The 25,902-nt window shown below is 56.1% G+C and carries 20 protein-coding genes, 1 tRNA gene and 1 pseudogene; 12 read left to right on the forward strand and 10 right to left on the reverse strand.

What is annotated here, in order from left to right; all coding sequences use genetic code 11:
- The first annotated feature begins 141 nt into the window (after positions 1 to 141).
- From H6973_02780 to H6973_02825, 10 genes and pseudogenes are all read left to right on the forward strand, one after another.
- On the forward strand, positions 142 to 2,223 hold the full coding sequence (locus H6973_02780) for a DUF4214 domain-containing protein (protein MCP5124583.1): 2,082 nt from the start codon (positions 142 to 144) through the stop codon (positions 2,221 to 2,223).
- Positions 2,224 to 2,957: 734 nt separating this feature from the next.
- Positions 2,958 to 3,034 (forward strand) — tRNA-Pro (locus tag H6973_02785).
- Between the two features lie 39 nt (positions 3,035 to 3,073).
- Positions 3,074 to 3,784 carry a response regulator gene (locus tag H6973_02790; GenBank protein ID MCP5124584.1) on the forward strand — a complete coding sequence of 237 codons (711 nt, stop codon included), beginning with the start codon at positions 3,074 to 3,076 and terminating at the stop codon, positions 3,782 to 3,784.
- Positions 3,784 to 5,208 carry a HAMP domain-containing protein gene (locus tag H6973_02795; protein MCP5124585.1) on the forward strand — a complete coding sequence of 475 codons (1,425 nt, stop codon included), beginning with the start codon at positions 3,784 to 3,786 and terminating at the stop codon, positions 5,206 to 5,208. The genes H6973_02790 and H6973_02795 overlap by 1 nt, the downstream gene beginning before the upstream one ends.
- A 67-nt stretch (positions 5,209 to 5,275) precedes the next feature.
- A complete protein-coding gene (locus H6973_02800; protein MCP5124586.1) occupies positions 5,276 to 6,067 on the forward strand; it encodes a DUF4129 domain-containing protein in 792 nt (263 codons plus the stop codon).
- 204 nt (positions 6,068 to 6,271) lie between these two features.
- A complete protein-coding gene (locus tag H6973_02805) occupies positions 6,272 to 7,309 on the forward strand; it encodes a DUF4350 domain-containing protein (GenBank protein MCP5124587.1) in 1,038 nt (345 codons plus the stop codon).
- Positions 7,306 to 8,310: a MoxR family ATPase gene (locus H6973_02810; protein MCP5124588.1), complete on the forward strand. Its 1,005-nt coding sequence runs from the start codon at positions 7,306 to 7,308 to the stop codon at positions 8,308 to 8,310. Before H6973_02805 ends, H6973_02810 begins: the two co-directional genes overlap by 4 nt.
- A gap of 62 nt (positions 8,311 to 8,372) precedes the next feature.
- Positions 8,373 to 8,615: a PD-(D/E)XK nuclease family transposase gene (locus tag H6973_02815; GenBank protein ID MCP5124589.1), complete on the forward strand. Its 243-nt coding sequence runs from the start codon at positions 8,373 to 8,375 to the stop codon at positions 8,613 to 8,615.
- A gap of 31 nt (positions 8,616 to 8,646) precedes the next feature.
- Positions 8,647 to 9,396, forward strand: a pseudogene (locus H6973_02820) (IS1 family transposase).
- A 299-nt stretch (positions 9,397 to 9,695) separates the two neighbouring features.
- Positions 9,696 to 10,499 carry a 2OG-Fe(II) oxygenase gene (locus tag H6973_02825; protein ID MCP5124590.1) on the forward strand — a complete coding sequence of 268 codons (804 nt, stop codon included), beginning with the start codon at positions 9,696 to 9,698 and terminating at the stop codon, positions 10,497 to 10,499.
- 18 nt (positions 10,500 to 10,517) lie between these two features.
- Here H6973_02825 and H6973_02830 read toward each other — a convergent pair whose 3' ends face one another.
- From H6973_02830 to H6973_02860, 7 genes are all read right to left on the reverse strand, one after another.
- On the reverse strand, positions 10,518 to 11,621 hold the full coding sequence (locus H6973_02830) for a class I SAM-dependent RNA methyltransferase (GenBank protein MCP5124591.1): 1,104 nt from the start codon (positions 11,619 to 11,621) through the stop codon (positions 10,518 to 10,520).
- The gene (locus H6973_02835) at positions 11,593 to 11,886 is read right to left on the reverse strand and encodes a hypothetical protein (protein ID MCP5124592.1); all 294 of its coding nucleotides are present in this window, start codon (positions 11,884 to 11,886) and stop codon (positions 11,593 to 11,595) included. The genes H6973_02830 and H6973_02835 overlap by 29 nt, the downstream gene beginning before the upstream one ends.
- Before the next feature lie 255 nt (positions 11,887 to 12,141).
- The gene (locus H6973_02840) at positions 12,142 to 13,161 is read right to left on the reverse strand and encodes an HDOD domain-containing protein (protein ID MCP5124593.1); all 1,020 of its coding nucleotides are present in this window, start codon (positions 13,159 to 13,161) and stop codon (positions 12,142 to 12,144) included.
- A 34-nt stretch (positions 13,162 to 13,195) separates the two neighbouring features.
- Positions 13,196 to 14,311 (reverse strand): hypothetical protein, encoded by a 1,116-nt coding sequence (locus tag H6973_02845; protein ID MCP5124594.1) that lies wholly within the window; start codon positions 14,309 to 14,311, stop codon positions 13,196 to 13,198.
- Positions 14,312 to 14,403: 92 nt separating this feature from the next.
- A complete protein-coding gene (locus H6973_02850) occupies positions 14,404 to 14,733 on the reverse strand; it encodes a hypothetical protein (GenBank protein ID MCP5124595.1) in 330 nt (109 codons plus the stop codon).
- 63 nt (positions 14,734 to 14,796) lie between these two features.
- The gene (locus H6973_02855) at positions 14,797 to 15,039 is read right to left on the reverse strand and encodes a hypothetical protein (GenBank protein MCP5124596.1); all 243 of its coding nucleotides are present in this window, start codon (positions 15,037 to 15,039) and stop codon (positions 14,797 to 14,799) included.
- A gap of 79 nt (positions 15,040 to 15,118) precedes the next feature.
- Entirely contained in the window at positions 15,119 to 16,102 is a 984-nt protein-coding gene (locus H6973_02860) for a DMT family transporter (GenBank protein MCP5124597.1), read from the reverse strand.
- 108 nt (positions 16,103 to 16,210) lie between these two features.
- Here H6973_02860 and H6973_02865 point away from each other — a divergent pair, with 108 nt between their 5' ends.
- Positions 16,211 to 16,687: an SUF system Fe-S cluster assembly regulator gene (locus H6973_02865; protein MCP5124598.1), complete on the forward strand. Its 477-nt coding sequence runs from the start codon at positions 16,211 to 16,213 to the stop codon at positions 16,685 to 16,687.
- Between the two features lie 36 nt (positions 16,688 to 16,723).
- A complete protein-coding gene (sufB, locus tag H6973_02870) occupies positions 16,724 to 18,172 on the forward strand; it encodes a Fe-S cluster assembly protein SufB (GenBank protein ID MCP5124599.1) in 1,449 nt (482 codons plus the stop codon).
- Positions 18,173 to 18,322: 150 nt separating this feature from the next.
- Here sufB and H6973_02875 read toward each other — a convergent pair whose 3' ends face one another.
- The 3 genes from H6973_02875 to H6973_02885 form a co-directional block, all read right to left on the reverse strand.
- Positions 18,323 to 20,398, reverse strand: a complete 2,076-nt coding sequence (locus H6973_02875) for a DUF4214 domain-containing protein (protein MCP5124600.1) — start codon at positions 20,396 to 20,398, stop codon at positions 18,323 to 18,325.
- A gap of 139 nt (positions 20,399 to 20,537) precedes the next feature.
- On the reverse strand, positions 20,538 to 25,046 hold the full coding sequence (locus H6973_02880) for a DUF4214 domain-containing protein (protein ID MCP5124601.1): 4,509 nt from the start codon (positions 25,044 to 25,046) through the stop codon (positions 20,538 to 20,540).
- Between the two features lie 76 nt (positions 25,047 to 25,122).
- Positions 25,123 to 25,830: an Rpn family recombination-promoting nuclease/putative transposase gene (locus H6973_02885; protein ID MCP5124602.1), complete on the reverse strand. Its 708-nt coding sequence runs from the start codon at positions 25,828 to 25,830 to the stop codon at positions 25,123 to 25,125.
- Between the last annotated feature and the right edge of the window lie 72 nt (positions 25,831 to 25,902).

Consider the following 25,902-nt stretch of genomic DNA (forward strand, 5'->3'; position numbering starts at 1 on the left):
TCTTCTCAAGTGACTTTTCATCCCTTCTTTCTTGACGCTCAACTTATGGAGATTGCGTTATGCCACCGCATGTCATTACCCCCCCCCGTTTCGTTTATATTATTGTTTATAATAACAATTTTTAGTTCATCTGCCCATGCGGTGACCTTCACGGTCACGAACCTCGACGACAGCGGCATCGGTTCGCTGCGCCAAGCTATCCTCGACGCCAACAATGCTGCGGCCACCGATGACACCATCGTGTTTCAGTCCGGTCTCAGTGGCCTGCTGTTGACCGCTGGCGGTATGACCATTACCGGCAATTTGACCCTCGAAGGGCCGGGAAACAGCGTGACCATCAATGGCAACAACGCCGCGCGGATTTTCACCGTCAACGCCGGGGCAACCGTGACGCTCTCCAAGTTGAAACTGCGCAATGGGGGGATTACTAACAACGGAACATTGACTGTCAATGACAGCACCATTGAATCGAGCACCTGGAGCTATGGCGGCGCGATTTCCAACAGTGCAAGTGGGACGTTGACCGTTAATGACAGTATCTTGTCTGATAACGTAGCCACCAGTCGCGGTGGTGGTATCTACAACCGCTCTGGCATAATAACAACAAATAGATGTTTGCTATCAAATAACTCTGCTAGTGTTTCTGGAGGCGGTATTGACAATTACTCTGGGACAGCGACCGTGAATGACACGGCTATATCCAATAACTCAGCGGTCTACGGAGGTGGTTTAACTAATGGATACGGTGCATCAATAGCTGTAAATAACAGCACCCTTTTTGACAATACCGCGTCGCTGAGTGGAGGTGGTATTCAGCATGCGCGAGATGGCAGCACGCTAACAATGCGTAATAGTACGCTATCGGGTAACTCCTCCCTTGGAGGCGCTACTGGCATCGACAATGGCGGAAGTGGTATCTACATCTACGATGCGACTGCCACCCTACTTAACAGCACGATTACCAGTAATTCCGCAGCAACACCGTCGGGACCCGGAGGCGGGATTCGTTTGGATGGTGGTGGAATCTTATCCATCGGTAACACCATCGTTGCTGGCAATACATCACCGAACGGCAAGGAAATCTACCGGGATAGCGGCACCTTCACCTCCCTGGGCCACAACCTGTTTGGTGAAAGCGGCTCCTCCGGCTTGATCAACGCCAGTCCCATTGACAGCGACTTGATTCTGCCCAGTCCGGTTAACACCGCAATTGGCCCGTTGGCGGACAACGGTGGCCCGACGCAAACTCACCTACTCCTGCCCGGTAGTCCGGCGCTCGACGCGGGCGATAATTTGCTGGTGCAAAATGTCACCACCGCCCAGCGCGGCGAAACGCGCATTCAGAATGGCGTGGTCGACATCGGCGCAGTGGAGGGGACAGAATCTTTCAGCTCGACGGAACCCCTGACGGTGACCAAAACCGGCGGCAATGGCGCGGTCACCAGTGACCCGGCGGGCATCACTTGCGGCGCAACCTGCACTGCCGACTTCACCCACGGGATTGACGTCACCCTCACGGCGGCCCCGGATACCGGTTACAGCGTCAGCGGCTGGAGCGGCGATTGCTCCGGCACCGGCGCGATCTGCACGGTCACGATGGACGCGGCCAAGACCGTCACGGCCCTGTTCGCCAATGTCGCCCCGACGACCTATCGCCTGACCACCATGACCGCTGGCACCGGTACGGGCACCGTCAACGGCGCAGGTTCTTATGCCGAAGGGGTGGCGATCACTCTGACGGCGATCCCTGGCGCGGGCAGCACCTTTATCGGTTGGAGTCCCAGCCCGTGCGCCACCCGCTTTGCCATGCCAGCTAACGACCTGACCTGTACCGCCACGTTTACCGCCACGCAGCAAGACCCGGCCACCACGCTGATCACTCACTATTACGTCTCGATTCTCGAACGCGCCCCCGAAACCGACGGTCTGGCGTTCTGGCAACAGCGCATCGCGGATAACCAGGCGCAAGGCGCGGATGTGAAACCGGTCTTCCGCAACATGGCGAATTTCTTCTTCAACAGTGAGGAATACCTCGGGCGTGGCACCACCGACCGGCAATTCATCACCAACCTGTACCTGACCTTCTTCCAGCGCGAGCCGGATGAGGGCGGCTATGCCTTCTGGCTCGATCAACTGGCCGGCGGCATGACCCGCAACCAGGCGATGAGCGGCTTTCTGTTCTCGCCCGAATTCACCGATTTCATGAAGGATTTGGGTTTCTAGGGGGCTGTTGCAAACGTTTTAACAGGTTATCGTTCCCACGTTCCAGCGTGGGAACGCCCTCCTCAGGGAGATCGCCCCTGGTATCGGTCCATTGTGAACGGCTTCGGTCAAAGCACGTCAAGTCTCAGCTCCAACATCGAGAGTCATGACCTGGTTATAGCAAATCACTACCAGAACCAGTTCGGGCTGCGCCACAAGAAAGATTTTATAATTAATTGATTAAATTTAATTTTATTCATATAGAGAAACCCGCCACTAAAACTCGGCATAATTATTGCTTACCTAAGTAATAAACCAATTCAACTCACACAATAATTTGAGGTCAACATCCCATGTGTATGATCCTGATCGGTATTGGACTCATCGCCGCCGCCTTCGTCGCTGACGCTAAAGAGAAATCATTCTCCGGCTGAATACTGGATTGTTGCTGCAATAGACTGGAAAAAGAAATCAGGAATTTTAACCTCTTACAGTTCTAATTCTCCACAGCTTGTTGCGTACCATCTCGCTTTTGATACCCCGCAGCAAGCTGTGGGATCGTTCATTAAAGCGATTCATCGGTGATATGAAACCGATGGCAAAAAAATGGTGAGTAGTATCTGAACGACGAACGATATCGCGCCGGAAGGCTAAACCCACAGGAGCTTGCATCGCACACTTCGTAAGTGCAATATAAGTGCAAATCGCTAAAAGTCGCGGTTACAGATTATCTTAACTTGTTGATTTTTTCGTATCGGGGTGTAGCTCAGCCTGGTAGAGCGCTGTCTTCGGGAGGCAGAAGTCGCAGGTTCAAATCCTGTCACCCCGACCAATTTCCAATCACTTAATCTCTTCCCTTGGCTCGTTAGCGATGAGTGATCATCTTCTCATTGTCGACGACGACCCCGGCTTACGCGAGTTGCTCGGCGACTATCTGGGCCGCAACGGCTTCCGCGTAAGCGGCGTGGCCGACGGACGCAGTCTGTGGGCCACACTGGACCAGGAAACGGTTGATCTGATTATTCTTGACCTGATGCTGCCCGGCGATGATGGATTGGTGCTGTGCCGCAACCTGCGCGCCCGTTCACGGATTCCGATCATCATGTTAACCGCGCGCGGCGATGACACCGATCGCATCATTGGCCTGGAAATGGGCGCTGATGATTATCTGCCCAAGCCTTTCAATCCTCGTGAATTGCTGGCCCGTATCAAAGGCGTCTTACGTAGAGTCCGCGATCCGGCGGGCGACCCGGCTGAAGCAAAACGCTTCCACTTTGCCGGATGGACTTTGGATGTGGCTGCTCGACAACTGGTTGCCCCGGATGGCGTACTGGTTCCCTTGGGCGCCAGCGAGTACCGATTGTTACGGGTCTTCCTGGAGCGTCCGCAGCGCGTGCTGAACCGGGATCAATTGCTGGATCTGACTCAGGGTCGGGAGGCTACGCCGTTTGATCGCAGCATTGACGTGCAAGTCAGCCGCCTGCGCCGCCGCTTGCGCGACGATCCCCGCGAGGCGACAATTATCAAGACCCTGCGCAATGAGGGTTATCTGCTGACCGCGCCAGTTCATCCGGATTATTGATGAGCCTGCCGCCTCAATCCCTGTTGGGCCGACTGATTCTGTTCCTGACCAGCGGCCTGATCATGGCGCAACTGCTCAGCGCCGCCATCCTGTTGCAGGATCGTGATCAAGCGCTCTACCACGCCATCGGCGGACATATCGCTCAGCGCATTGCGGCCATCGTCAAGTTGCTGGATACGCTGGATGAGGCAGAACGTCGGCGTTTGGTCACGGCGCTGGATCTGCCGCCGACCCATCTTAGCCTGGATCTACCCTGGTCTGACGAGTCGGTGACGGACGAGCGTTATCAGACGACGTTGTTCCGCACCCTGCTTCGCCGGCAACTGGGGCCAGAGCGATCTTTTCAGGTCGTCATTACCGATGAGTTACCGCCGCCGCCACCACCGCCCCGCGCCAACCGGCCTCGCCCGGTTGACCCAGACTCCACTATGCTCCACCAGCGTTGGACTGACCGACCGCCGCATTGGCGTATGCACGCCATGATGCTGGGTCTGCGCAATTTCGTGGTGCAGGTGCGACTGATCGATGGAACGACGGCAACTTTCCAGCAAGTCTTGCCGGAAGATGTGATCGCCTGGCCGGCCCGCTTGCTGTTGATTCTGCTGATTTTGCTGGTTTCGGTCGTTGTGCTGGCAGTGCTGGCGGTGCGCGCCCTGACCCGTCCTCTCAGCGTGCTGGCCGATGCCGCTACGGAACTGGGCCGCGATATCCGTCGTCCGCCGCTGGCTGAAACAGGACCACTGGAGGTCCGCCGCGCCGCGCAAGCGTTTAACACCATGCAGGAGCGGCTGATCCGTTACCTCGAAGACCGCAACCGCATCCTGGCGGCTGTTTCGCACGACCTAAAGACGCCCATTACCCGCTTGCGCCTGCGAACCGAGTTGCTGGAAGATTCGCCGTTGCAGGCCAAATTTCAGGCCGATCTTGAAGAGATGCAATGCATGGTGCAAACCTCACTGGATTTTCTGCGTGGCGATGAGGATTCCGAGCCAATGGCGCCGGTGGACATGAATGCCTTGCTGGATTGTCTGCGGGAGGATGTTGAAGATACCGGTCAAGAGGTGCGGATCGACGGCGCAGTCACCCTGCCATTGCGCTGCCGACCGCTGGCGCTGAAGCGCTGTTTGAGCAATCTGGTGGAGAATGCCTTGAAATATGGACAGCGCCCTGAAATTGAGATTATGGATTGTCCAGACCGACTGACATTAACCGTCCGCGATCATGGCCCCGGTATCCCGACTGCCGAGTTGGAGCGGGTGTTTGAGCCGTTTTACCGTTTGGAAAGTTCGCGCAGCCGTGATACCGGCGGCGCTGGCCTGGGATTGAGCATCGCCCGCAATATCGTTCGCGCCCATGGCGGTGAGTTGATTCTGCGCAATCATACGCAGGGCGGATTAGAGGCCGTGTTAGAGCTTCCGCGCTGATTCGGATAGAAAAAGGGCAGGGTAGTTAGCGCAAGTGGGACGAATCGCAATAATATTGGCGGTATTGATGATGGTACCGGAGTTACTGGCGTTTCCTGGGACAGGCTTTGCCGCCGATGCGCCTCCTCCTCCTGGCGCTCCCCCGCAAGAACAGAAGGAGTATCTGGCGAATGCAATCTGTGAGCAACGCCGCGCCCGTGAGGCGGAACTGGCCCAATCCGATAGCGTCGTCAAACAGGCGCTGGCCGAGATGCTGAAAGCGCCTGAACTGCAAACCTGCGAAGTCAGGGAACGCTGGCGCTGGCGGGATGATGGCGCTATGGAACCCCCTTCACGTTCGCCCCGTGATCCCCGTCCAGGTCAATGGTTCGCAGCGACCGTCGAAGCGCTGCTCTGGTTTGCCGTCGGGCTGTTCGTCATCGTGACAGGCTGGTGGTTATGGCGCCACGCGCCGAAGGCTTTCAGCCATGCCAGACCGCGCGTTGTTAAATCCGGCTCACGGTTAGTCCAGGGCCGTGATGAAATCACCGCTCCACCGGATGCCGGGCTGGGAGACGCCGCTTGGCAATTGTGGAGCGAAGGTCAACCGCGCCAAGCGTTGCGTATGCTGTATCAAGGCAGCCTGGCCGGGCTGGCGACTCGGCGCGGTCTCCCGGTGCGACCAAGCGCGACCGAAGTCGAATGTCTGCGCCTAGCTACGGCGCAACTGACCGATCCCGAACTGCTTGAATTTCTGCGCCGCCTGACCCGCGTCTGGCAGGTAACTGCCTACGCCCACCGCTTGCCGGACGAGGCCGAAGTTCATGGCTTATGTGCGGAATGGCCCCGGCATTTCGCTAGGGCAACTCGCGATGAATAGCTTTCGGCCCACGTTTCTCTCAAAGTCTCTATCTCCCCCCTTTGAAAAAGGGGGGTTGGGGGGGATTCTGACGAGCAGCGGTAACCTCGGGCGTTCAAATCCCCCCTCGCCCCCCTTTGCTAAAGGGGGGATTGAACGGTGCGAGGCGCTTGAAAAGTGTGGGGCAATTTTTTACGAATCGCTTGGAGTAGGAGCGCGACCGGCATGACCCGTCGTCGGTTATGGCTGATCCCACTGATTTTGTTGGCGCTGTTCAGTATCGGCGGGATATTGCTATGGTTAAGCCAGCATCTGATCCAGCGCAGCGAAGAGGTTTATACCGGTTATGATGAAGCCGCGCGGCGCAATCCCTTTTACTTGGCGGATCGGCTGTTAACCCGGCTGGGCCGCACGGTCCATAGTGTGCGCCGTCTCGACGAATTACCTCAACCGCTGGCATCCACCGCGACCCTGCTAGTAGCTATTCCCAGCTATGCGCTCAGCGCTGCTGACAGCCAGAGGTTGCTGGACTGGGTCCATGCGGGCGGACATCTGCTGATCAGTGTGCAACATCCTTATGAACCCGGTCAGGGACATGATTACCTGCTCAATTCGCTTGAAATCCGTAGTCATCGCGCTGAAAAATCGGTCGCCGATCCGGTTGCGGTCAAACTGAATGAAGCCGGGCCGCCCCTACAAGTCCGGTTCCGCTCGGATTTGCGATTGAATGACGCTTTCTGGCAATCCTTTCAATGGGGAAAGGGGCGGGTTACGCTGCTGAGCGATCTTGACCCATTCACCAACCACCGGTTAGCCGAATACGATCATGCCGATTTTCTATGGGCGTTGCTCCAGCAGGGCGCTCCAGACGGCGAGGTTTGGCTGCAATACCGGATGCTGACCCCCTCGCTGGTGCAACTGCTGTGGCAATACGCCTGGATGCCGCTGGCTGGGCTGATTTTGACTCTACTGACGGCGCTGTGGAGCTACAGCCGGCGACTGGGGCCACTGTTGATCCCGCGTTCCGGGGAACAACGGCGATTGGCGGAACATCTGCGCGCCTGTTCCCGTTTCCTCTGGCGTCACGGCGCTGGGCCGATACTCCTTCAAGCCGCCCGCCACTACGCCTTGCGCCAGATCGAACGCCGCCAGCCTGGCGCACCGCTGGATATCGCGCTGCTACCGCACTCCGACCAACCGCTGCATGAGCGCGATCTGGTGCAAACTCTGCAAACCCTGCAACGACTGAATCGTTCCCCATGAGTGAAATTTCCCCCGCTGCCGCCGTGAACCCGCTCTCCAGCGCCGAATTGCAATGGGCTGGGGACTTTCTGCAAGCCCTGCGCCGCGAAATCGGTCAAGTGTTGATCGGCCAGCAAGCGGTGGTTGATCAAGTGCTGATTGCTCTCGGCGCCGCCGGTCACGTCCTGGTCGAAGGCGTCCCCGGACTGGGCAAAACCCTGTTGGTGCGGGCGCTGGCGGCTTGCGTCAACGCCCGCTTCGCCCGCATTCAGTTCACCGCCGACCTGATGCCCAGCGATGTGACCGGCCATGCCCTGTACAACCTGCGTGAAGAGCGGTTCGAAATTCGCCGGGGGCCGGTATTCTGCCACTTCCTGCTGGCCGACGAGATCAACCGCGCCCCGGCCAAGACCCAGGCGGCGTTGCTGGAAGTGATGCAGGAAGGACAGGTGACCATCGAGGGTCAATCCTTTCCGTTGCCACCCCCGTTCATGACGCTGGCGACGCAAAATCCCATCGAACACGAAGGCACCTATCCGTTACCGGAAGCGCAGCTCGACCGGTTTCTGCTGAAAATTCAGATCGATTACCCCAACTTTACGGAAGAGACCGCACTGCTGCGTCAGGTCACTGACGGACAGGTCGGCGACAAGCTGGATGTATCGCGGGTGCGGGCGGTGGCGGATCCGGAACGGGTGCTCACCTTGCAACGAATCGCCGCCCGGCTAAATCTCGATGATGCGGTGCTGGATTATGCGGTACGCTTGGTCGCCGCGACCCGGAAAACGCCGGGATTCGCCATTGGCGTTGGGCCGCGCGGCGGCATTGCTCTGATTCGCGCTGCCCGCGCCCAAGCCTTGTTGAATCAGCGGGATTTCGTGACGCCCGACGATATCAAGAGCATCGCCAAGCCGGCTTTGCGCCATCGGCTGACGCTGGCGGCGGAGTATGAAATGGAAGGGGCACAAGTCGATGAAGTGTTGGATGATCTATTGCGGCGGGTGGCCGCGCCGAGAGTCTAAGGTGTGACTCAAGCGACCAAAAGTAAAAGTCCCTTGACAAATGAAGCTGATAAACTTTACTTATGAAACATTCCATTGACCAAAAAATTGACTGTGTGTTCAAGGCTCTGCTCGGCACTGAATGCAATCGCCGGTTGTTGATCCACTTTCTGAACGCGATCCTCGCCGGTGAATTTGCCACGTCGATTGTCGAGGTCGAGATTCTCAATCCCTACAACGAGCAGGAATTTCTCGACGACAAGTTGAGCATTGTCGGTAGTGTTCTAGATTTGGATATGCTATATTTTAGTCTAAAATTGTATTAAGTATTTTAATATTTTTTTAAGGAATTTAAATATGGTTTTAAATCCTGTCGTTTGCCCTGTTTGTCGTCATGAAAAAATCGCAAAGCGTGGAAAAACGGAGAATGGAAAACAACGCTACCTTTGTCAGAATCCAGAATGCTCGGTCAAAACATTTATTTTAGACTACGATTACAATGGCTATTTGCCAGAAGTTAAAAACCAGATTATTAATATGGCGATCAATGGCAGTGGCATTCGGGATACTGCGCGAGTTTTAGAAATCAGTCCGACCACCGTCATTAACGAATTAAAAAAAGAATCTTGCCTTGAATCCATCAATCGAACAGTGCTGAACCGCTTAAATCCATCTGAAGTCATCGTTGAGATTCAAAAAGTTGAAGATCAAGAGGCGGAGTTAGACGAGATGTGGAGTTACGTCCAGCGCAAAGCACATCCGCGTTGGCTGTGGCATGCCATCGATCACACGACCGGAAAAATTCTCGCTTATACCCTCGGTGATCACAAAGATGAAGTGTTTTTAAAGCTTAGAGAGATTCTAGAATCTTTCGGAATAACCCGATTTTACACGGATGACGGGGGAGCCTACGAACGCCACTTGCCACCCGAACAGCATACGGCCGGTAAGGCGAATACTCAAAAAATTTAACGGAAACACCTCACCCTACGGACGCGCATTAAAAGATGAGTCAGAAAGACGATTTGCTTCTCCAAACTCGATAAGATGCATGACATCGTTATTGGTCTATTTATTAATCGGTATGAATTCGGGGTTTTAGTATAAAAACCATGTCTGGAACACTACCCCAAGAGCCATACTTCTTCGGAGGTGGTCGCCATCATACGCTCCTGTCTTACGCTCATCTGATTGACGATTATCACGCTAGCAAAAGTGAATAGCCATGACCCAGAGTGTAGGGATAACAGTGAGCCAGACTATGGTAGCCGCACCAAGCCATCGCAGCGATGGATCGCCGTTTCATCAGAATTTCACAGCGTCCGATTAAGCTTATGTGCTGATTTCGGTCATCGCTTCGACCGCAGCACTTCTTATTCTCAAACTCCTTACCGGACGGCTGCTGTATGTTCCAGGAAATTCTACTGATTCCCGCTGCTGGCGCATTGGCCTTCACTGGTCTCAAGCTGCGCAAGCAACGTCAGTATCGTCAATTGCAAGCACGTCAGAATACGCTGGTCACGCAGTACAGCGCAGTTCTCAAGCTGCCTGAGCAACTTCCGGAGCGATTGCCTGACTTTCAGCAACGTCTTGCGATGGTTTCCGAACCGTTGCCAATAGCCGCTTTCGAAAAACTGCAGGAGGCAGCGTTGCGCTGCGCCAGCACCGAGCGCAGCTATTTCCCGGCGCACAAGAAGGGCGGCACGGTCGCTTACGAAGACTTGCATCAAAGGGCACCGGAGATTATCGCTTTTTACCAGTCAGACTACTTACGCCGGCTTTGCTCAGCGGTGATCGGCGAGCCGGTGTTACCTACGCCGATTAACGATCAAAGCTCCTGTTCGTTGCTGTTCTACGATCGGCCACGCGATCATATCGGTTGGCATTATGATTACAACTTCTACAATGGCCGGCATTTCACCGTATTGCTGCCTCTGGTCAACCGCCATCTTCAGGAAGATCGACTGTCTTCAGCACAACTGGCGATCCGGCAGGATGATCAGGAGGTCATGATTCCCACTCCGCCGAATACCTTGATCCTGTTTGAAGGCGCGCGCGTGTTTCATAAGGTGACTCGGCTGGAAAAGAACGAGTTGCGGGTGATTCTCAGCATGACCTTTTGCACCCGACCGCAGACTTCGCTGCTCAAGGGCGTGATTCGCCGCATCAAGGATATCGCCTACTTCGGCATGCGGGCGTTGTGGAGTTGAACCTCAGCAAGAGAGGCTTCACCCTTGACGCTGCAACAGCGCCAGCGTCTCAACATGATGAGTTTGCGGGAAGAAGTCATAAGGCATCAGCGCCTCCACAGTGTAACCTCTCGCAGTCAGCGCCGCCAAATCCCGACTCAGGGTACCGGCGCTGCACGACAGGTAGGCCAGGCGATCCGGTCGAAATTCCACCGCCGCCCAGTCGCGCACCGCCGGCTCCAGCCCGGTGCGCGGCGGATTGACATACAGCAATCGGGTTCCCATCGCTGGCGTCCAGGTCCGTAACTGCGGAAGCCGGTCGGCGCACTTGCCGCGCAGCACTGTGACTACCGGCGCATTTAACCCGGCGCATTCCACCGCCTCGCCACTCAGTTCCACGCCTAACACTCGCGCGCCGTGCCGGGTCCAGCGCGCCAGACTGGCGCCAATGCCGCAGTACAGATCAGCCAGGAAATTGCCTGGTTGCGGGGTCAAAAACGCTTCCGCCGCATCCAGCGCCCGCCGGTACAGCTGGGAAATCTGCTGCTGGAAGGCGGTTGGACCATAAATCAGTCCAAGGCTATCCCGCGAACGCGCTTGGCCCCACAACAGTGTCCAGCCCTTGCGGGCAAACAGCCGTCGCCCTGCTGCCGGATGTAGATGCAGCCACAACCCTTCCAGTCCAATCGCCGCCAGTTCCAGCTGCGGCGCTGCATTGAGCCAATCCGGGTTGGGAACGTGATGTGCTTTCAGAATCAGGGTTGCTTGCGCGCCGGATTGCACAAAGAACGCCAGAGGAAATTCCGGCGCCGGCGGTAATGCCCGTATTAACCAGCGGATCACAGCGCGCACGGATTCGGTGTGAACCGGACAATCAGGAATCGGAATTAGCTCATCGCGCCGCCATAAACCAAAATTCCAGCCAGTTTCCGCTGTCCAGACCGCCGACAAGCAAACTTTGCGCCGGTAATTCCAGCGAGCGTCGCCAGTCACCGCGCGCATCGCTTGCAGCCGATCTGCCCAAGGCGCCAGCCTTCGCTGCAACCACTGGGTCTTTTGCGCCTCGCTGGCGGCGGCGCTCCAGGTGCGATGCGCGCAGCCTGGACAACGGGGTTCACAACCCGGCAGAAACAGTGGATTCACCCGGCAACAGAGGGTAGGGTTGTTCCCGCAGCAGGCGGCGCTGGATGGCGGTGTCAATGTCCATCCCGTTGAAGGCATAGACGCCGGGAATATCGGTTTCCTCAATACCCTCGTCCTCAACCACGGCAAGCGGCATTGACTCGCCAAGGGCATAGACGCCATTAATAGTGGTCTCGAAGATGCTCATGTCGCCGCCAGCCGCTGGCGCTTGCGCCAGCCAGCGGTGGCGCGCTGAACCGGTCAGGAGGTATTTGTAGAGTTTCATGCCGGATTCTTCATTAAGCTTTGCACTTCAAAAAGCAAGACGAGGCGGGAGAAAAACAATGGTCAGTAGTTATCTGGTTTGCGACGTTTGTGGCGGATTTGGACCCCCGGCCAGTTTTCTTAGCGAAAACGGCTTGCGACTCTGCTATCAATGCTGGTATCAGGAGCGATATGACAACCACCCGCCCGTTAATGCGCACGAGTCCAGGGTGAAGGAATCTGTAGAGTCCGCTTCCAATGCTCCCGCCTCTCCCGATCAATCGCGCAACAGTTCATAACTGGCGCGATACGTATCGGCCAGGGCCGCCATGTAGGCTTCGTTGACCTGTTCAGCGTCCAGTCCCGATTCCTTCAGCGTGGCCCAGTCGCACTGTTCATAAGCCAGGGTACAGGCCAGAATTTGGCCCAGCGCGCCTTCGTGGTGCAACAACGCCGCATTGATGTCGTCCTCCAGTGGCAGCGCCGCCAGCACCTCAGACATGGGCGCTTGCGCCACCAGATCGAGCACCGACAGCAAACCCACCATGAAATTGCTGTCGAGCTGCTTAAGACCCAGTTGCTCGCCCAGTAACTCGCACATTTTGGCGCGCACCAAGGCAATGGTCATCAGATCGCTGCGAGCGCTCTCGACGCCAGACATCGAGATCAGCGTCGCCCAGGAACGCACAGTGCGCAGTCCCAGTAGCGCCACCGCCCGCTGGATCGATTCGACCCGTTGCGGCAGACTGAAATAGGCGGAATTAATGTAGCGAAGCAATTTATAACTGAGAGCGACATCCTGAGCAATCAGGGATGCAATTTGCTGGAGATCAGCATCGGACTGATTCAGCGCGCTGACCAACCGTACTACGGCCAATTGATTGGTCTGAATCCCCTGAAATTTGAGCAACCGGGGCTGGGAAAAGTGGCGCCCCTGGAAAAAATTAAACCCCAGCTTTTGGCACACCTCGAGCTGATGTTGATCTTCAATCCCGCTGGCAATCACCGCTAAACCCCGTTGATGGAACCGGGTCAGCAGCCGGCGCGCTTCCGGTTCCGGGGTAGTCGATATATTCAGACGCACATATTCAACGGTCTCCAACAGCGCCTGGTAGGCTTCATTGTCCACATACCCGTCGAGCAGAAAGCAATAACCTTTTTGGCGCAAAGCCTTGAGCGCGGCGATCAGCGGTTCATCCACGCTGATGTTGGCCATGACTTCGAACACCAGACGCGGGGAAGCCTCTATCAGTTGCCGCAACGTTCCTTGAACCAGCAAGACATGGACGACATTCAAAAAAATCTCCTCCTGTAAATTTTCCTGTGATGCTCTATGCGTTTGAAACTAACCGCAAGTTTGACGGATCATTCGCGGCTTCTTGAGGAAACCAGACAGAATCCCATTCATTATTGAGTTCGATCACCTTTAAAATGCCTAAACTTCGACTTCCTGCAGGACGCCAACTCATCCCTTTTTTCTTCTGACGACGTCCGATAACTTGATCACAGCCTTTCTCGATAGAACCACTTCCGATGGGTTTGCCTGCAATCTGACGACTTCGATAATCGATAATTTCATGCTGATGTTTTTCAAGATAATTGATCAGTTCAAGATGCTTTTCTGCATTTTTGGGTTGCACCTGCTCGACTAAGTAATTCAAAACCGTGACAACATCACCACGCCAGAGGTGATAGAACATAAACTTTAGATGCTGATTCTTCTCATCCTTATTCAAGGCAATCATACTCATTAAATCACGAATTTTTTTACCAAGATGGTACCAATCCAGGATAATCAGCACGGTGATACCAAATACCGCCCAAAGATGCTCACGAATGATTTTTGCGCCATCTGTAATCGCGATAATCGGCAATGGCTTTTCTTCTTTCCCATAATCTTCAATCACCCGGCTTTTCAGAATATCAGCAACCGGAATGATCGCTTTCCCCTGTCGATCAATCGGTGCGGTCAGGTATTCAAGATCGCCGTCTTTATTTTCAAAGAGAATGACGTCACTCGATACGGCAGACGTCTTCTTCGGTGCGGATTTCTCTGGCACTTCTTCCTTTATAACTGATTGTTTTCTTATACGATTTTCTTTCTGACCACGGACTTGAATGGCATCTTCGAAAATCAGAATTTCCCGACTTTCTGGGTCGTAAATATCAACATCAGGGTCAATGTTGATGACAGAACCACTCGTCTTCGATAAGGTTTCTTCCACTTGCGCGACGCACGCTTGACTGAGCGCTTGCGCCTTTTCAACCACCACATGGTGGATTTTTTGGTCACTGAGTTGTCGGAACCCGGTGACCCTCTCTATTAAATCGGATACATCGATATAGCTTAAGCGATTGCTATAATAAGCGGAGAATTCTTTTAACCGATCACTCACATAATCTTCCTGAAATTGATCCGTCAAATCAAAGTAGGTTCGATGAGGCAAACTAGGGTATTCTCGATCAATAAATCGCTGAAGTCTAAATTCAAAAGGTCCATGAAGCGTCTTAATCTTGATGGGTGTTGTCCCATTGCAAATCAAGTCTTTTTTTTATCCTGAATAAAGATGTTTTGAGCCGCTTCTAACAAATCAGCCTGAAGATCCGGTAGTGCATTTTTCTTAAATTCTTCAACTGCACCTTCAATACAATGCAAGCTTTGATTTCTCCAATCCAAAGAATATGTTCGTGTGGATCGATGATCAATAATACGACCTTCATCATCACGAAGAATCAATTCAACGGTCGGCATGGCGCTTCTCCAGATCAAAGAGGAGGCGTGGTTTTTTACAGAATTTCTGGACGCATCCTCAGCCGCCGCCCGATCGGCAGCCTTCCATGGATTTCGCCCTTTTTCAAAATCAATCAATGCCCTAATAGGCCGGCTCCAAAAGAGTTCTTGAAAAAGCAAAAAGTTAGATATCAGTATACCCTATGGTTTGTCTATCACAGGAAAATTTACAGGACCAAAAATCTTGTTCTCCCCAGCCAGGCGTTCCAGCCCTACCTCGGTCAGCGTGTCGAACAAAACCTGGGTATGCTTCATCTCGGCGCTCAGCAAGGTGGCCTCCTCGAAAAGTTCACCCGCCTCGGTGGGATGATAAGAGAGTTGATAACCTTCTACATGGAGGTTTGGATCATAGATTGGCTGGCGGCCCAGATAAATTTCCTTCATCAACGTCCCCGATTGAATTGAAGACCGTTTAACAGACCCCTAATAATACCAGCAATGCCGGCCTTTCGGCGGAACTGAATTACGAACGAACCGAGAATGAACGGTTTGCCAAATCGCCCGCCGCTGTGGAGGCCATTGGCGCTGGTGGCGGCGTGGGAACCGCAGCCGGTTCAGTCGGCGGCGCAACCTTGCCCAAACTCAGCTGCGACAGCAACATGCCGGCGAACATCAGGACACAGCCCAGAATCCCGCGCCCCGCCAAGGTTTCATTCAGCAGCAACCAACCGCTTAACGCCGCGAACACGGTCTCCAGACTCAGAATGATTGCGGCATGAGCGGGGGGCGCATCGCGCTGGGCCACGACTTGCAGGGTGTAGGCCACTCCGACCGATAACAAGCCGCCGTAGAGAATCGGCAGCGCCGCATCCCGCAATCCCTGCCAATGAATCGGTTCAATGACGACAGCGACGCCCAGGCTCAGCGCTGCGCAAACCACGCACTGCAAACAGGCCAGCCGCACCGGCTCGATATGCCGTCCTGACAGCCAGCCAATCACCAACACATGACCGGCCCAAAAGAACGCGCCGATTAACACCAGTCCATCGCCCTGGGCCAGGGTGAATACATCGGTCATGGTCAGCAGGTATAAGCCCGCTGCCGCCAGACCCGCTCCGATCCAGGTTTTCCACGGCGTGCGATGTCCCCATAGCAAGCCCAGCAAGGGCACGATGACTACATACAGTCCGGTGATAAAACCGGCCTTGCCTGCTGTGGTATGTACAATACCGATTTGTTGCAGGGATGCGCCAGCAAAGAGAATCAGTCCAGCCAGCAAACCGCCAGTGAACCGCCAGCGTCCGCCGTCAGGCTGCATCAGTGGTCTGGAATGACAGCGGATAAGTAATAGCGGTAACAGGGACAAGGCGCCCAACAGAAAGCGAACGCCGTTGTAGGTGAAAGGACCCACATGATTCATGCCAACCCGCTGGGCAACGAAAGCCGAACCCCAGATCAGAGCAGTCAGCAGTAATAACAATTCGGCTCGCAAGGCCCTGGAAGTCACGGAAGATGCGCCTTTGGATGGTATGGTTGGCAAATGGGTTATTTGGAACTATTCTACCTGAAAATAGTACTAATCCGGTACCGATTAGACGAGCCATGCGGAGCCGCCATGATTCGCATCACCCGAGAAGCCGATTACGGCATTTTGTTGATGACCGCGCTGGCCCAGGCTAAAGGCCAACCCTGTAGCGCTGCCGCTCTGGCGCGGCAGCGCCGGTTACCCTTGCCGATGGTCAGCAAGATTCTGAAGACGCTGACCCGCGCGGGTTTACTGAAATCACAACGCGGCGCGCAAGGCGGTTATATCCTGGCGTTGCCCGCCGCAGAGATTTCCGCCGCCGATATTATTGGCGCGCTGGAAGGTCCCATTGCCATCACCGCCTGCAGCGATGAATCCCATGACCGTTGCACCCGGCAGGAAGATTGTGAGGTCAGCGGCCATTGGCCACGCATCAACTTCGCCATTTATACTGCCTTGCAAAGTATTAGCCTTGAGGAGTTAAGTCAGCCCCTTGCGTCGCGCCCAGTGCGCTTTCACTCTTTGAGCCGGGCAACGACCGTTCGCACGGTTGACCGTCCTGTTTGAAACCCTTGCCTGAATCCGTGAGAGGAATCTTGATTTATGACTGATAGCCCCCCTACCCTCGAACGTCTCGCTGCCAGCGATTACAAGTACGGCTTCGTCACCGATATCGAACAAGACACCGTGCCGCCGGGGCTGAACGAGGACGTGATCCGGCTGATTTCCGCTAAGAAAGAAGAGCCGGACTGGCTGTTGGAGTGGCGGTTGCAAGCCTTTCGCCACTGGCTGATCCAAAAGCAACCTGAGTGGGCGCGGGTGTCCTATCCACCCATCGACTATCAGGCGCTTTCCTACTACGCCGCGCCCAAGCAGAAAGGTGACGGTCCCAAGAGTCTGGACGAGATCGACCCGGAATTGCGCCGCACCTACGAAAAGCTGGGTATTCCGCTGGCGGAGCAGGCTATCCTGGCGGGCGTGGCAGTCGATGCGGTGTTTGACTCGGTATCGGTGGCGACCAGCTACAAAGGCAAATTAGCGGAGCATGGCATCATTTTTTGCTCTTTTTCCGAAGCGGTGCGCGAGCATCCCGATCTGGTGCGCCAGTATCTTGGCACCGTGGTGCCCTATCGAGATAATTACTACGCGACGCTGAATTCAGCGGTGTTCTCCGATGGCTCTTTTGTGTATATCCCGCCGGGGGTGCGCTGTCCAATGGAATTGTCGACTTATTTCCGCATCAACGCCAGCAACACCGGGCAGTTTGAGCGGACGCTGATTATTGCCGACGAAGGTTCGTATGTATCCTATTTGGAAGGCTGTACGGCGCCGCAACGCGATGAAAATCAACTTCATGCAGCAGTGGTGGAGTTAGTGGCGCTGGACAACGCCACGATTAAATACTCCACAGTGCAGAACTGGTATCCCGGCGACGCCGAGGGCAAAGGCGGCATTTATAACTTTGTGACCAAGCGCGGGTTGTGCAGGGGCCGTGATTCCAAGATTTCCTGGACCCAAGTGGAAACCGGCTCCGCGATTACCTGGAAATACCCCAGCTGCGTGCTGCGCGGCGAAAATTCGGTCGGCGAATTTTACTCGGTCGCCTTGACCCGCGATTATCAGCAAGCGGACACCGGCACCAAGATGATCCACATTGGCAAGAATACCCGCAGCACCATCGTGTCCAAGGGCATTTCCGCTGGGCGTGGCCAGAACGCCTATCGAGGATTGGTGAAAATCCTGCCGACCGCAGAAAACGCCCGTAATCACTCCCAATGCGATTCATTGTTGATGGGCGACCAGTGCGGCGCGCACACCTTTCCCTACATCGATGTGCAAAACCCCAGCGCCCAGGTCGAACACGAGGCCAGCACTTCGAAAATCAGCGAGGATCAAGTTTTTTACTGTAAGCAGCGCGGCATCAGCGCCGAGGATGCGGTGAGTTTGATCGTCAACGGTTTCTGCAAGGAGGTGTTCAAGGAACTGCCGATGGAGTTTGCCGTCGAGGCGCAGAAACTGATCGAATTGAAGCTGGAAGGAAGCGTTGGCTAAGGCAATCCCGATACATATATGGTCCGCCCCGCGATACTCCCACTACGTTGAACGATGTAGTAGATCGGTCGGCGCAGAACCTCCCCGCTGCGCCCGACTGACTTTCCAGCAACGCAGCGAACGACTCATGTGAATGGTTCCGCGCAGCTCTCAAAATCCCAACTTTTCCATAAACAAGGTAAATTCCGGCGAGTAGAGAAACCCGGACATGGCGTCATTGCGGGTTATGCCGTTCGCTAACTGCTCCAGCCAGAACGCATAACCGCCCTCATCCGGCTCCCGCTGGAAAAAGGTGAGATACAGGTTGGTGATATATTGCCGGTCGGTCGTGTTACGCCCTATATATTCGGGACTGTTGAAGAAGAAATACGCCATGTTTCGGAAGACCGGTTTGGCATCCTCACCTGCGGCCTGGCGTTCGTCGATCAATCCTTTCCAATACGCCAGTCCGTCCGCCTCCGGTTCGCGTTCGAGAATCGAAACGTAGTAGTGAGTAATCAGTTTGATGGCGGAATCGGAGAACGTTGCAGTACAGGTCAAATCACTGGCTGGCATGGTGAATTGGCCCCCGGCCGCATCACAGGGGCTGGGACTCCAGCCGTCAAAGAGACTGCCCGGATCTGCAGTAGCGGTCAGGATCACCCGCTCCCCGGTGGTATAGCGGCCCGCGCCATGAACTGCGCCGCGACCATCGCCCGCCGTCTTCAAAGTCAACACATAGCTCACCGTTTCCGTGCTGAAAAATGTGGCGGTGCAAACCAGGTTGCTGGCGGGCATTTTGAAACTGGCCGCGCAGGGGTAAGGCGTCCAGCGCGCAAAATAATTACCCGCATCCGGGGTAGCCGTTAATGTTACGGTATCGCCATCAGCATAATCGCCACCGCCATTCACCGCTCCATTACCGACTTTCTCCAAGGTTAACCGGCAGGTTTCCGGAGGAGCGCCGGTCAAATTGAGCTGGCCCACGCCGCAGACGCCTTTGACCGCCTCTGGCGTCCCACTGTCACTGGCCGTGCCATCGCCTAATTGCCCGTATTCGTTCTTGCCCCAGGCCCGGACCGCGCCGTCGCGCTGGGTAACCAGGGTATGCCGATCCCCGGCGGCGATTCTTTCCACCTCGCTTACGCCTGACACCGGCATGGGCATACAGCGGGACGTCGACGTGCCATCGCCTAACTGACCGTTCTGATTATCGCCCCAGGTCCAGACCTGGCCATCGGCAGTCAAGGCTACGCCATGCCCCAGACCACTGGCTAATGCGCTAATCGCACCGATCCGGCTCAGATCTACTAATTTCAGGGGAGTCTTTACATGAGTCTCCGCGGTCTCTTGGCCGAATTGGCATTTCTCATTATTACCCCAGCCCCAGAGCGCGCCATCCCCCGTCCTGGCGAGGGTGCGCGCCGAGGTCGAGTCACCACCCGCAGTGATCACCCGAACATCCGCCAAACCAGGTACGAGCTTGGCTGTCGCTGAACTGAAGGTATTGCCGGTCCCTAACTGACCGTAATCGTTATCCCCCCACGCCCAGACCGCGCCATCGCTTTTCAGCGCCACACTATGCACTTCGCTGGCTGCCACAGCGACCACTCCAGTCAAGGGCGGAAAGGTCGGCGGACTCGTATCCGTGCCGGGGACTTCGATGACGACGGGGGTTGGTGTCAGCGCTGTATCCGAACTGTTGTTGCCCAACTGCCGGTAGGAATTATTGCCCCACGCCCAGACTGTGCCATCCTGCTTGACCGCCAGGCTATGCGATTTCCCCGCCGCGACCGCAATCACATGACTCAGGCCGCTGACTTGAACGGGTTCCTGGCGATTTGCGGTCGTCCCGTCACCTAACTGCCCGAATTCGTTCTTGCCCCAGGCCCACACTGTGCCATCCTCGCGCCGCGCCACGCTGTGTTGACCACCACTGGCCACCTGCACCCAGTCATCATTAGTCGCCGAGGGAGTTGCCGCTGCCGCCGCTGATGCGCCAGTCCAGCGCGACCAGCGAATGGGAAATTTACGATTTCGCCCTGCACTCGGGTTACCGATCTGGCCGCTCTGGTTCGACCCCCAAGCATAACCCCAGGGTTGATCGGCGGCGCCATTGGCCAGGGAATGTTCGCTCCCGCCGGACAGGTCGCTGGCGCCAGCCCCGATTGGCGACAGCAATGGAAGAGCGACAATGGCCAGGAAATGAGAGAAAGGCAAAGATGTAAAACAGTGTCGATGATGCATGGACATTTCCTCTGAGATTGGGAGCGTGTGTAGAACCTCCCTCTCCCCATACGAGAAAAGCCGGGGGCGAGGGTGATTTTTCAATCAGTTAAATGCGTTTTGTACGATCTCCCTCTTTGCCAAAGGGGGACGAGGGAGATTACGGCGGCGTACTTTGACCGAAGCTGTTATTGCCCCAGCAAACGACCGTTCCGTCGCTTTTCACGCCGCAAGCGTGAGTTCCGCCTGTGCTAACTTGCTTAAAAATCCCCGCCGGACGGTTGGCTTGGCCATCCAGATTATGTCCCCAGCAGGCGACTGTATGGTCACTTTTGACGCCGCAGGAGAAATCCCAGCCTGAGGCTGCCTGGGAAAAAGTCCCTGCGGGTGGATCAGCTTGACCTTCCTCGCTCCTTCCCCAACATTCGATCGTATTGTCCTTTTTCACGCCGCAGTTGTGCCAGTAGCCGGCGCTGACCTGGGTAAACAAAAGGTCATGCGGGACAGTAGCTTGACCATAATCATCATTACCCCAACAGACCAGGACGCCATCCTGCCGTACTGCGCAGGTATGGGCATAGCCTACGCTAACATCCGTGAAGATCCCTTCAGGTGGTGCGGTATCATGGTAGATGCCTCCCCCCCAGCAGGCCAGCGCGCCGTCGCTCTTCAGGGCGCAACTGTGTGTATCGCCTGCGCTGACTTGAATGAAGACGCCATTGGCAGGGGGCGTTGCTTCGCCGTAGCTGTTCCGCCCCCAGCAAGCCAGTGAGCCATCGCTTTTTACGCCGCAGGTATGCAGGTAGCCTGCGCTGACCTGCTGAAAAGTCTCTGCGGGAGGTGTTGCTTGGCCGTTTCCGTTATTCCCCCAGCAAACGACCGTATTGTCGCTCTTCACGCCACAAGTATGCGTATTGCCCGCGCTGACCTGAAGATAGGAGTCGCCCGTTGTATTGCCAAAGACCGCCTCAACCGTCTGAGCGTCGCTCATCGTGAGGGTGCAAGTCGGCGCAGTCCCCGAACAGGCGCCGCTCCAATGGCTAAACGGCGAGCCGTCGACAGCGGTTGCTGTCAATGTTACCTCTGTAGGGCGCGCATAACTTTTCCGGCAATCCACGCCACAGTCGATTCCCGCCGGCTGACTGGTCACGCTACCCGATCCGGTCGAAACGACTTCCAAAGGTACATAGTAATCCCCGAAAACCGCAGGCGTCGCTTCGCCATTCTCGTTCCAGCCCCAACAGGCGACCATACCATCGCTTTTCAGGGCGCAGTTGTGGTAACTGCCAGCGCTGATTTGCGTGAAGGTTCCGACTGGCGCGGTCGCCTGGCCGTATCCATTGCTTCCCCAACAGATGATCATGCCATCGCGCTTCAGGCCGCAGGTATGCCAATTTCCTGCGCTGACTTCGGTAAACGGGTCGGAGGGAATATTTTGCGTGTAATTTTCATCTCCCCAGCACTCGATCATTCCATCGCTCCTCACACCACAGGCGTACCACATACTGGCGCTGATTTGGGTAAAGGTTCCGGCAGGCGGGGTAGCCCGGCCATACTCGTTATCGCCCCAGCAAGTAATCGTTCCATCGATCTTCAAGCCACAGGCGTAATCATCGCCCGTACTGATTTCGGCGAAGGTTGCATCGACCGGTGGGTTCGCCTGACCCTGATCATTGCGTCCCCAGCATTCGACCGTACCGCCATCTTTGACACCACAGGTATACCCATTGCCAGCGCTGACTTGAGTGAAAATACCGGCTGGCGGCATCGTTTCGCCGCGAGCGTTCACTCCCCAGCACGCAACGGCGCCGCTGTCGCGCACCCCGCAGGTGTGTGAATTGCCCGCACTGACCTGAGTGAACGCGCCCGCTGGAGGGGAGGCTTGACCTTCATCATCTATCCCCCAACACGCGACCGCCCCATTTCCAGTGACGCCGCAGGTGTGAGAGCCACCCGCGCTGACCTGAATGAGGGTCGTAACTGCGTTGACACAGCCTTGGCGAATGATTTGATTCACACGTCCCTGAAACTCCGCGGTGGCGACAAAGGCGCGTCGAGCCTGTTCGCGAGTCAGGTCGCCACTGTCCAGGCGATTGAGCCAGTAGGTGAAGCCATTGAGATCCGCGCCCCGGCGCAGGAAGGCGTTGTACAGGTCTTGCAGATACTCGCTATTCGTGCGCGCACGGTTGTGATATTCCGGGCTGGTGGCAAACAGGCGGGAAATCGCTTCCGCCGCAGCATTGATTGCCTCGGTCCCCTGACATTGGGCGGTCTGGAACTGTTCGAGCCAGTAACGAAAGCCGTCATCATCCGGTAGCCGCCCAAGCAGACCGCGATAGAAGTCGATAATCGCCAATGCTTCCGCCCGACTGGCGGTCTCGCCAAACTGGCCGCGCATGTAATTGGTGAATTCCCCCGAAAACAGGAATTCATAGAGAACGATATCGCGCGGCAAGCCCGCGGCCAGTTGCCCGATCCAATAGGTCAGACCGGCCTGATCCGGCTCGCGCTGGAAAAAGGTGTGGTAGAGATCGGCGACGTATTGGGCATCTGCATTGTTTTTGTTTAAATATTCGTCACTGGTGAAGAACTGTGCGGCCATAACCCGGAAGACTTCCGGCCGGTCGACGCCGAGATTTTGTAGCCGCGCTACTTCGTCTTCCCAATGCGCTTGGCCGCTGGGTTCCGGGACGCGGCCGAGAATGGACTCGTAGTAATGCTGGATTAACGCCGCGGACGCGTCATCGGGTGGGGTATTGCGCGCAAAAAAAGCCGTACAAACCAGTGACTGGCTAGGCATGGTAAACACAGCGGTACAGGGGGCGGGACTCCAGCCAGCGAAGTACGTTTCTTCCGACTGAGGCACTGCGGTTAAAGTAACCGTCTCCCCAGCTTGATATTGCCCCCCTCCACTTACTACCCCATTGCCGTCCGCGAGAACGGTCAACGGTAAAATCGGCAGAGGCTCAAAGGTTGCCGTGCAGGTCAGGGGATTGGCGGGCATGTTAAACTGCTCGGCACAGGGGTTGGGACCCCAGACCGCAAGAGTGCTTCCCGTATCCGGTTCCGCGGTGAGGACCACGGGTTCACCTGCGGCATAATTGCCACTACCTTCAACCATGCCACTGCCATTGCCGGCAGTATTCAGCGTCAGCGGGTAGGTTACAGTCTCTGTGCGGCTGAATTGGGCCGTGCAGGTTAAAGCGTGATCCGGCATGATGAAGGGATCGTCATTGCAGCGTAGGGGACTCCAGCCGTCAAAGCGACTGCCCGCGTCCGGGGCTGCGGCCAGGATCACGGTTTCGCCTTTGGCATACGCACCGTTACCGCTAACCGTCCCGCCGCCGTCGCCACTCTTCTCCAGCGTGAGCGGACAGGTCGTCGACGGTGCGGTTTTAATATTGAGTTCGCCGATCCCGCAGGCGCCTTTAACCGCTGTGGGCGTCGGATTATCGTTTGCCGTTCCGTCGCCTAGTTGACCACTTTGGTTGCCGCCCCAGGCCCAGACCGTCCCATCGCGTTTGGTCACTAATGTGTGCGTTTCACCCGCACTGATGGTCTCAACATCATCGATATCGATAACCAGAGGCGTACAGGTGGGGTTTGAGGCGCCGTCCCCCACCTGACCGTGCTGATTGTCGCCCCAGGTTGCGATCAAGCCTCCAGCCATCAGGGCAACCCCATGCGCGCCGCCGCCTGCTAACCCCTGAAGTTCACCCAGGTTACTTAGATTCATGAGTTGCATGGGCGTAGTCTGCTGTTCCGGAGCCGCTTCACCCAACTGGCATTTCGCGTTATTGCCCCAACCCCACACCGTTCCATCACGGCGTTGAACCATGGTATATGCTGTGCCAGTGGCGGCGGGTGTGCTGGCGTAACCTCCCGCCACAATGGTTTTTACCTCCGTCAAACCAGGAGCTTTCTGCGCCGTGGCCGAACCGAGCGTGTTGCCTGTCCCCAGTTGTCCGTATTCATTGTCGCCCCACGCCCACACCGTGCCATCGCTTTTCAGCGCTACGCTATGCACTTCGCTGGCCGCCACCGCGATCACGCCAGTTAACAGCGGAAACGTCGGCGGACTTGTGTCCGTGCCGGGGACTTCGATCACCACCGGCGTCGGCGTTAATGCGCCGTCTGAACTGTTGTTGCCCAATTGGCGATACTGGTTATTGCCCCAGGCCCAAACCTCACCCGTGCGAGTGACCGCCAGGCTGTGATATTTGCCAGCGGCGACGGCGATTACATCTCTTAAACCGGGAACTTGGGCGGGTGTGGATCGATCCTGGGTCGTGCCATCGCCTAACTGGCCATGTCCATTCTGGCCCCAAGTCCACACCGTGCCATCGTCGCGCAGGGCGACGCTGTGCCACTCGCCGCTCGCCACCTGAATCCAGGCCGGAGCGGTCGTCTCCGCCGATGCGCTCGTCCCGTCGGGCGACCACAAAAAGGGGTATGGCCGACTCTTGCCCTTGGTATCCGTACCGACTTGACCGGCTTGATTCGCGCCCCAGGCATAGCCGTAAGGGCTGTCCATCCCAATCGCCAGGGAATTTTGACCGCTGCCGGCCAGACCGGCGGCTCCTGCCCCAACCGGGCCGCACAGACCTAACACTCCCAGCCATAACCAAAGAACCTGTAGCGACAGTACTTCACGCAGTGTTCGATTCATTACCCTATCCTCCCTCAATTAAGTGTTCATCTTCTCCCTTTCGTAAAGGAGATCGAGGAGCTTTGAGACCGAAGCATCACGACAGTGGGGTGGGTGTTTCGACAAAAACCTCGGCGAGGCGGCCTGCCGTCAACACGCGTTCACCCCAGATCAGTAGGGTGTCATCATCCGCTGCCGCCAACCGCGCTTGTGTTGCTTCATCCAATGGTCCGAATTTCAAAGTTAATAGTCGTTGCAATAACAACAATTCCCCCTCTTTAAGGCCCTCTTCTCGACCCTCTTCACGGCCCTCTTCACGGCCTTTTTTACGGCTCGCTTGTTCCCACTCCCGTGTCCACTCTATTACCCGTTCCGCTAACATATTGCGTACCTCGCTCAGTTCCAATACGGTTGCAATGCGTACTTCCGGTACGCGGGCCGGCAGCAGCACATCGCGCAACCAGACCGCAAACGCCCGACGCAAACTGGCTTGTTCCAGGGCCTGTAACCAGTCGATCAGGTGTTCCACGACCGCTTGTAATTCCTCCGGCCCCCGGCTGCTCTCCAGCTGGAACAGCGCCACCGCCAGATTGTGCAACGGCGCCAGTGTTTCGGGCGGGTAGCGGTTCTCTTCCAGCAGCAGGTACTGTAAACGCGGCTGATAGCGCTCCAGACCCGCTGGCGGCGGGACGATCAAGTCTGCGACCTCAGTCTTCGCCGTCCAGCGGAACTGGCCGTTATACAGCACCAAAGGCAATACCGGCGGCAATAACCTCTCGTCGGTGAGCTGCTGTGTGCGGATCAAATCCTGGTACAGGTGATTTTGCCATTCGATCTTCCTGTCCTCTCTCCTCTGTGAAGAATCTCCTCGTTCTCG

This window comes from Gammaproteobacteria bacterium, from assembly GCA_024235095.1.
Lineage (GTDB): Bacteria > Pseudomonadota > Gammaproteobacteria > Competibacterales > Competibacteraceae > UBA2383.

Coding starts and splice junctions, on each gene's coding strand:
- H6973_02790 (MCP5124584.1), top strand. CDS start 3,074: ATGAGTGATCATCTTCTCATTGTCGACGACGACCCCGGCTTACGCGAG.
- H6973_02795 (MCP5124585.1), top strand. CDS start 3,784: ATGAGCCTGCCGCCTCAATCCCTGTTGGGCCGACTGATTCTGTTCCTG.
- H6973_02800 (MCP5124586.1), top strand. CDS start 5,276: ATGATGGTACCGGAGTTACTGGCGTTTCCTGGGACAGGCTTTGCCGCC.
- H6973_02805 (MCP5124587.1), top strand. CDS start 6,272: ATGACCCGTCGTCGGTTATGGCTGATCCCACTGATTTTGTTGGCGCTG.
- H6973_02810 (MCP5124588.1), top strand. CDS start 7,306: ATGAGTGAAATTTCCCCCGCTGCCGCCGTGAACCCGCTCTCCAGCGCC.
- H6973_02815 (MCP5124589.1), top strand. CDS start 8,373: ATGAAACATTCCATTGACCAAAAAATTGACTGTGTGTTCAAGGCTCTG.
- H6973_02825 (MCP5124590.1), top strand. CDS start 9,696: ATGTTCCAGGAAATTCTACTGATTCCCGCTGCTGGCGCATTGGCCTTC.
- H6973_02835 (MCP5124592.1), bottom strand. CDS start 11,886: ATGAAACTCTACAAATACCTCCTGACCGGTTCAGCGCGCCACCGCTGG.
- H6973_02855 (MCP5124596.1), bottom strand. CDS start 15,039: ATGAAGGAAATTTATCTGGGCCGCCAGCCAATCTATGATCCAAACCTC.
- H6973_02865 (MCP5124598.1), top strand. CDS start 16,211: ATGATTCGCATCACCCGAGAAGCCGATTACGGCATTTTGTTGATGACC.
- sufB (MCP5124599.1), top strand. CDS start 16,724: ATGACTGATAGCCCCCCTACCCTCGAACGTCTCGCTGCCAGCGATTAC.
- H6973_02875 (MCP5124600.1), bottom strand. CDS start 20,398: ATGCATCATCGACACTGTTTTACATCTTTGCCTTTCTCTCATTTCCTG.
- H6973_02880 (MCP5124601.1), bottom strand. CDS start 25,046: ATGAATCGAACACTGCGTGAAGTACTGTCGCTACAGGTTCTTTGGTTA.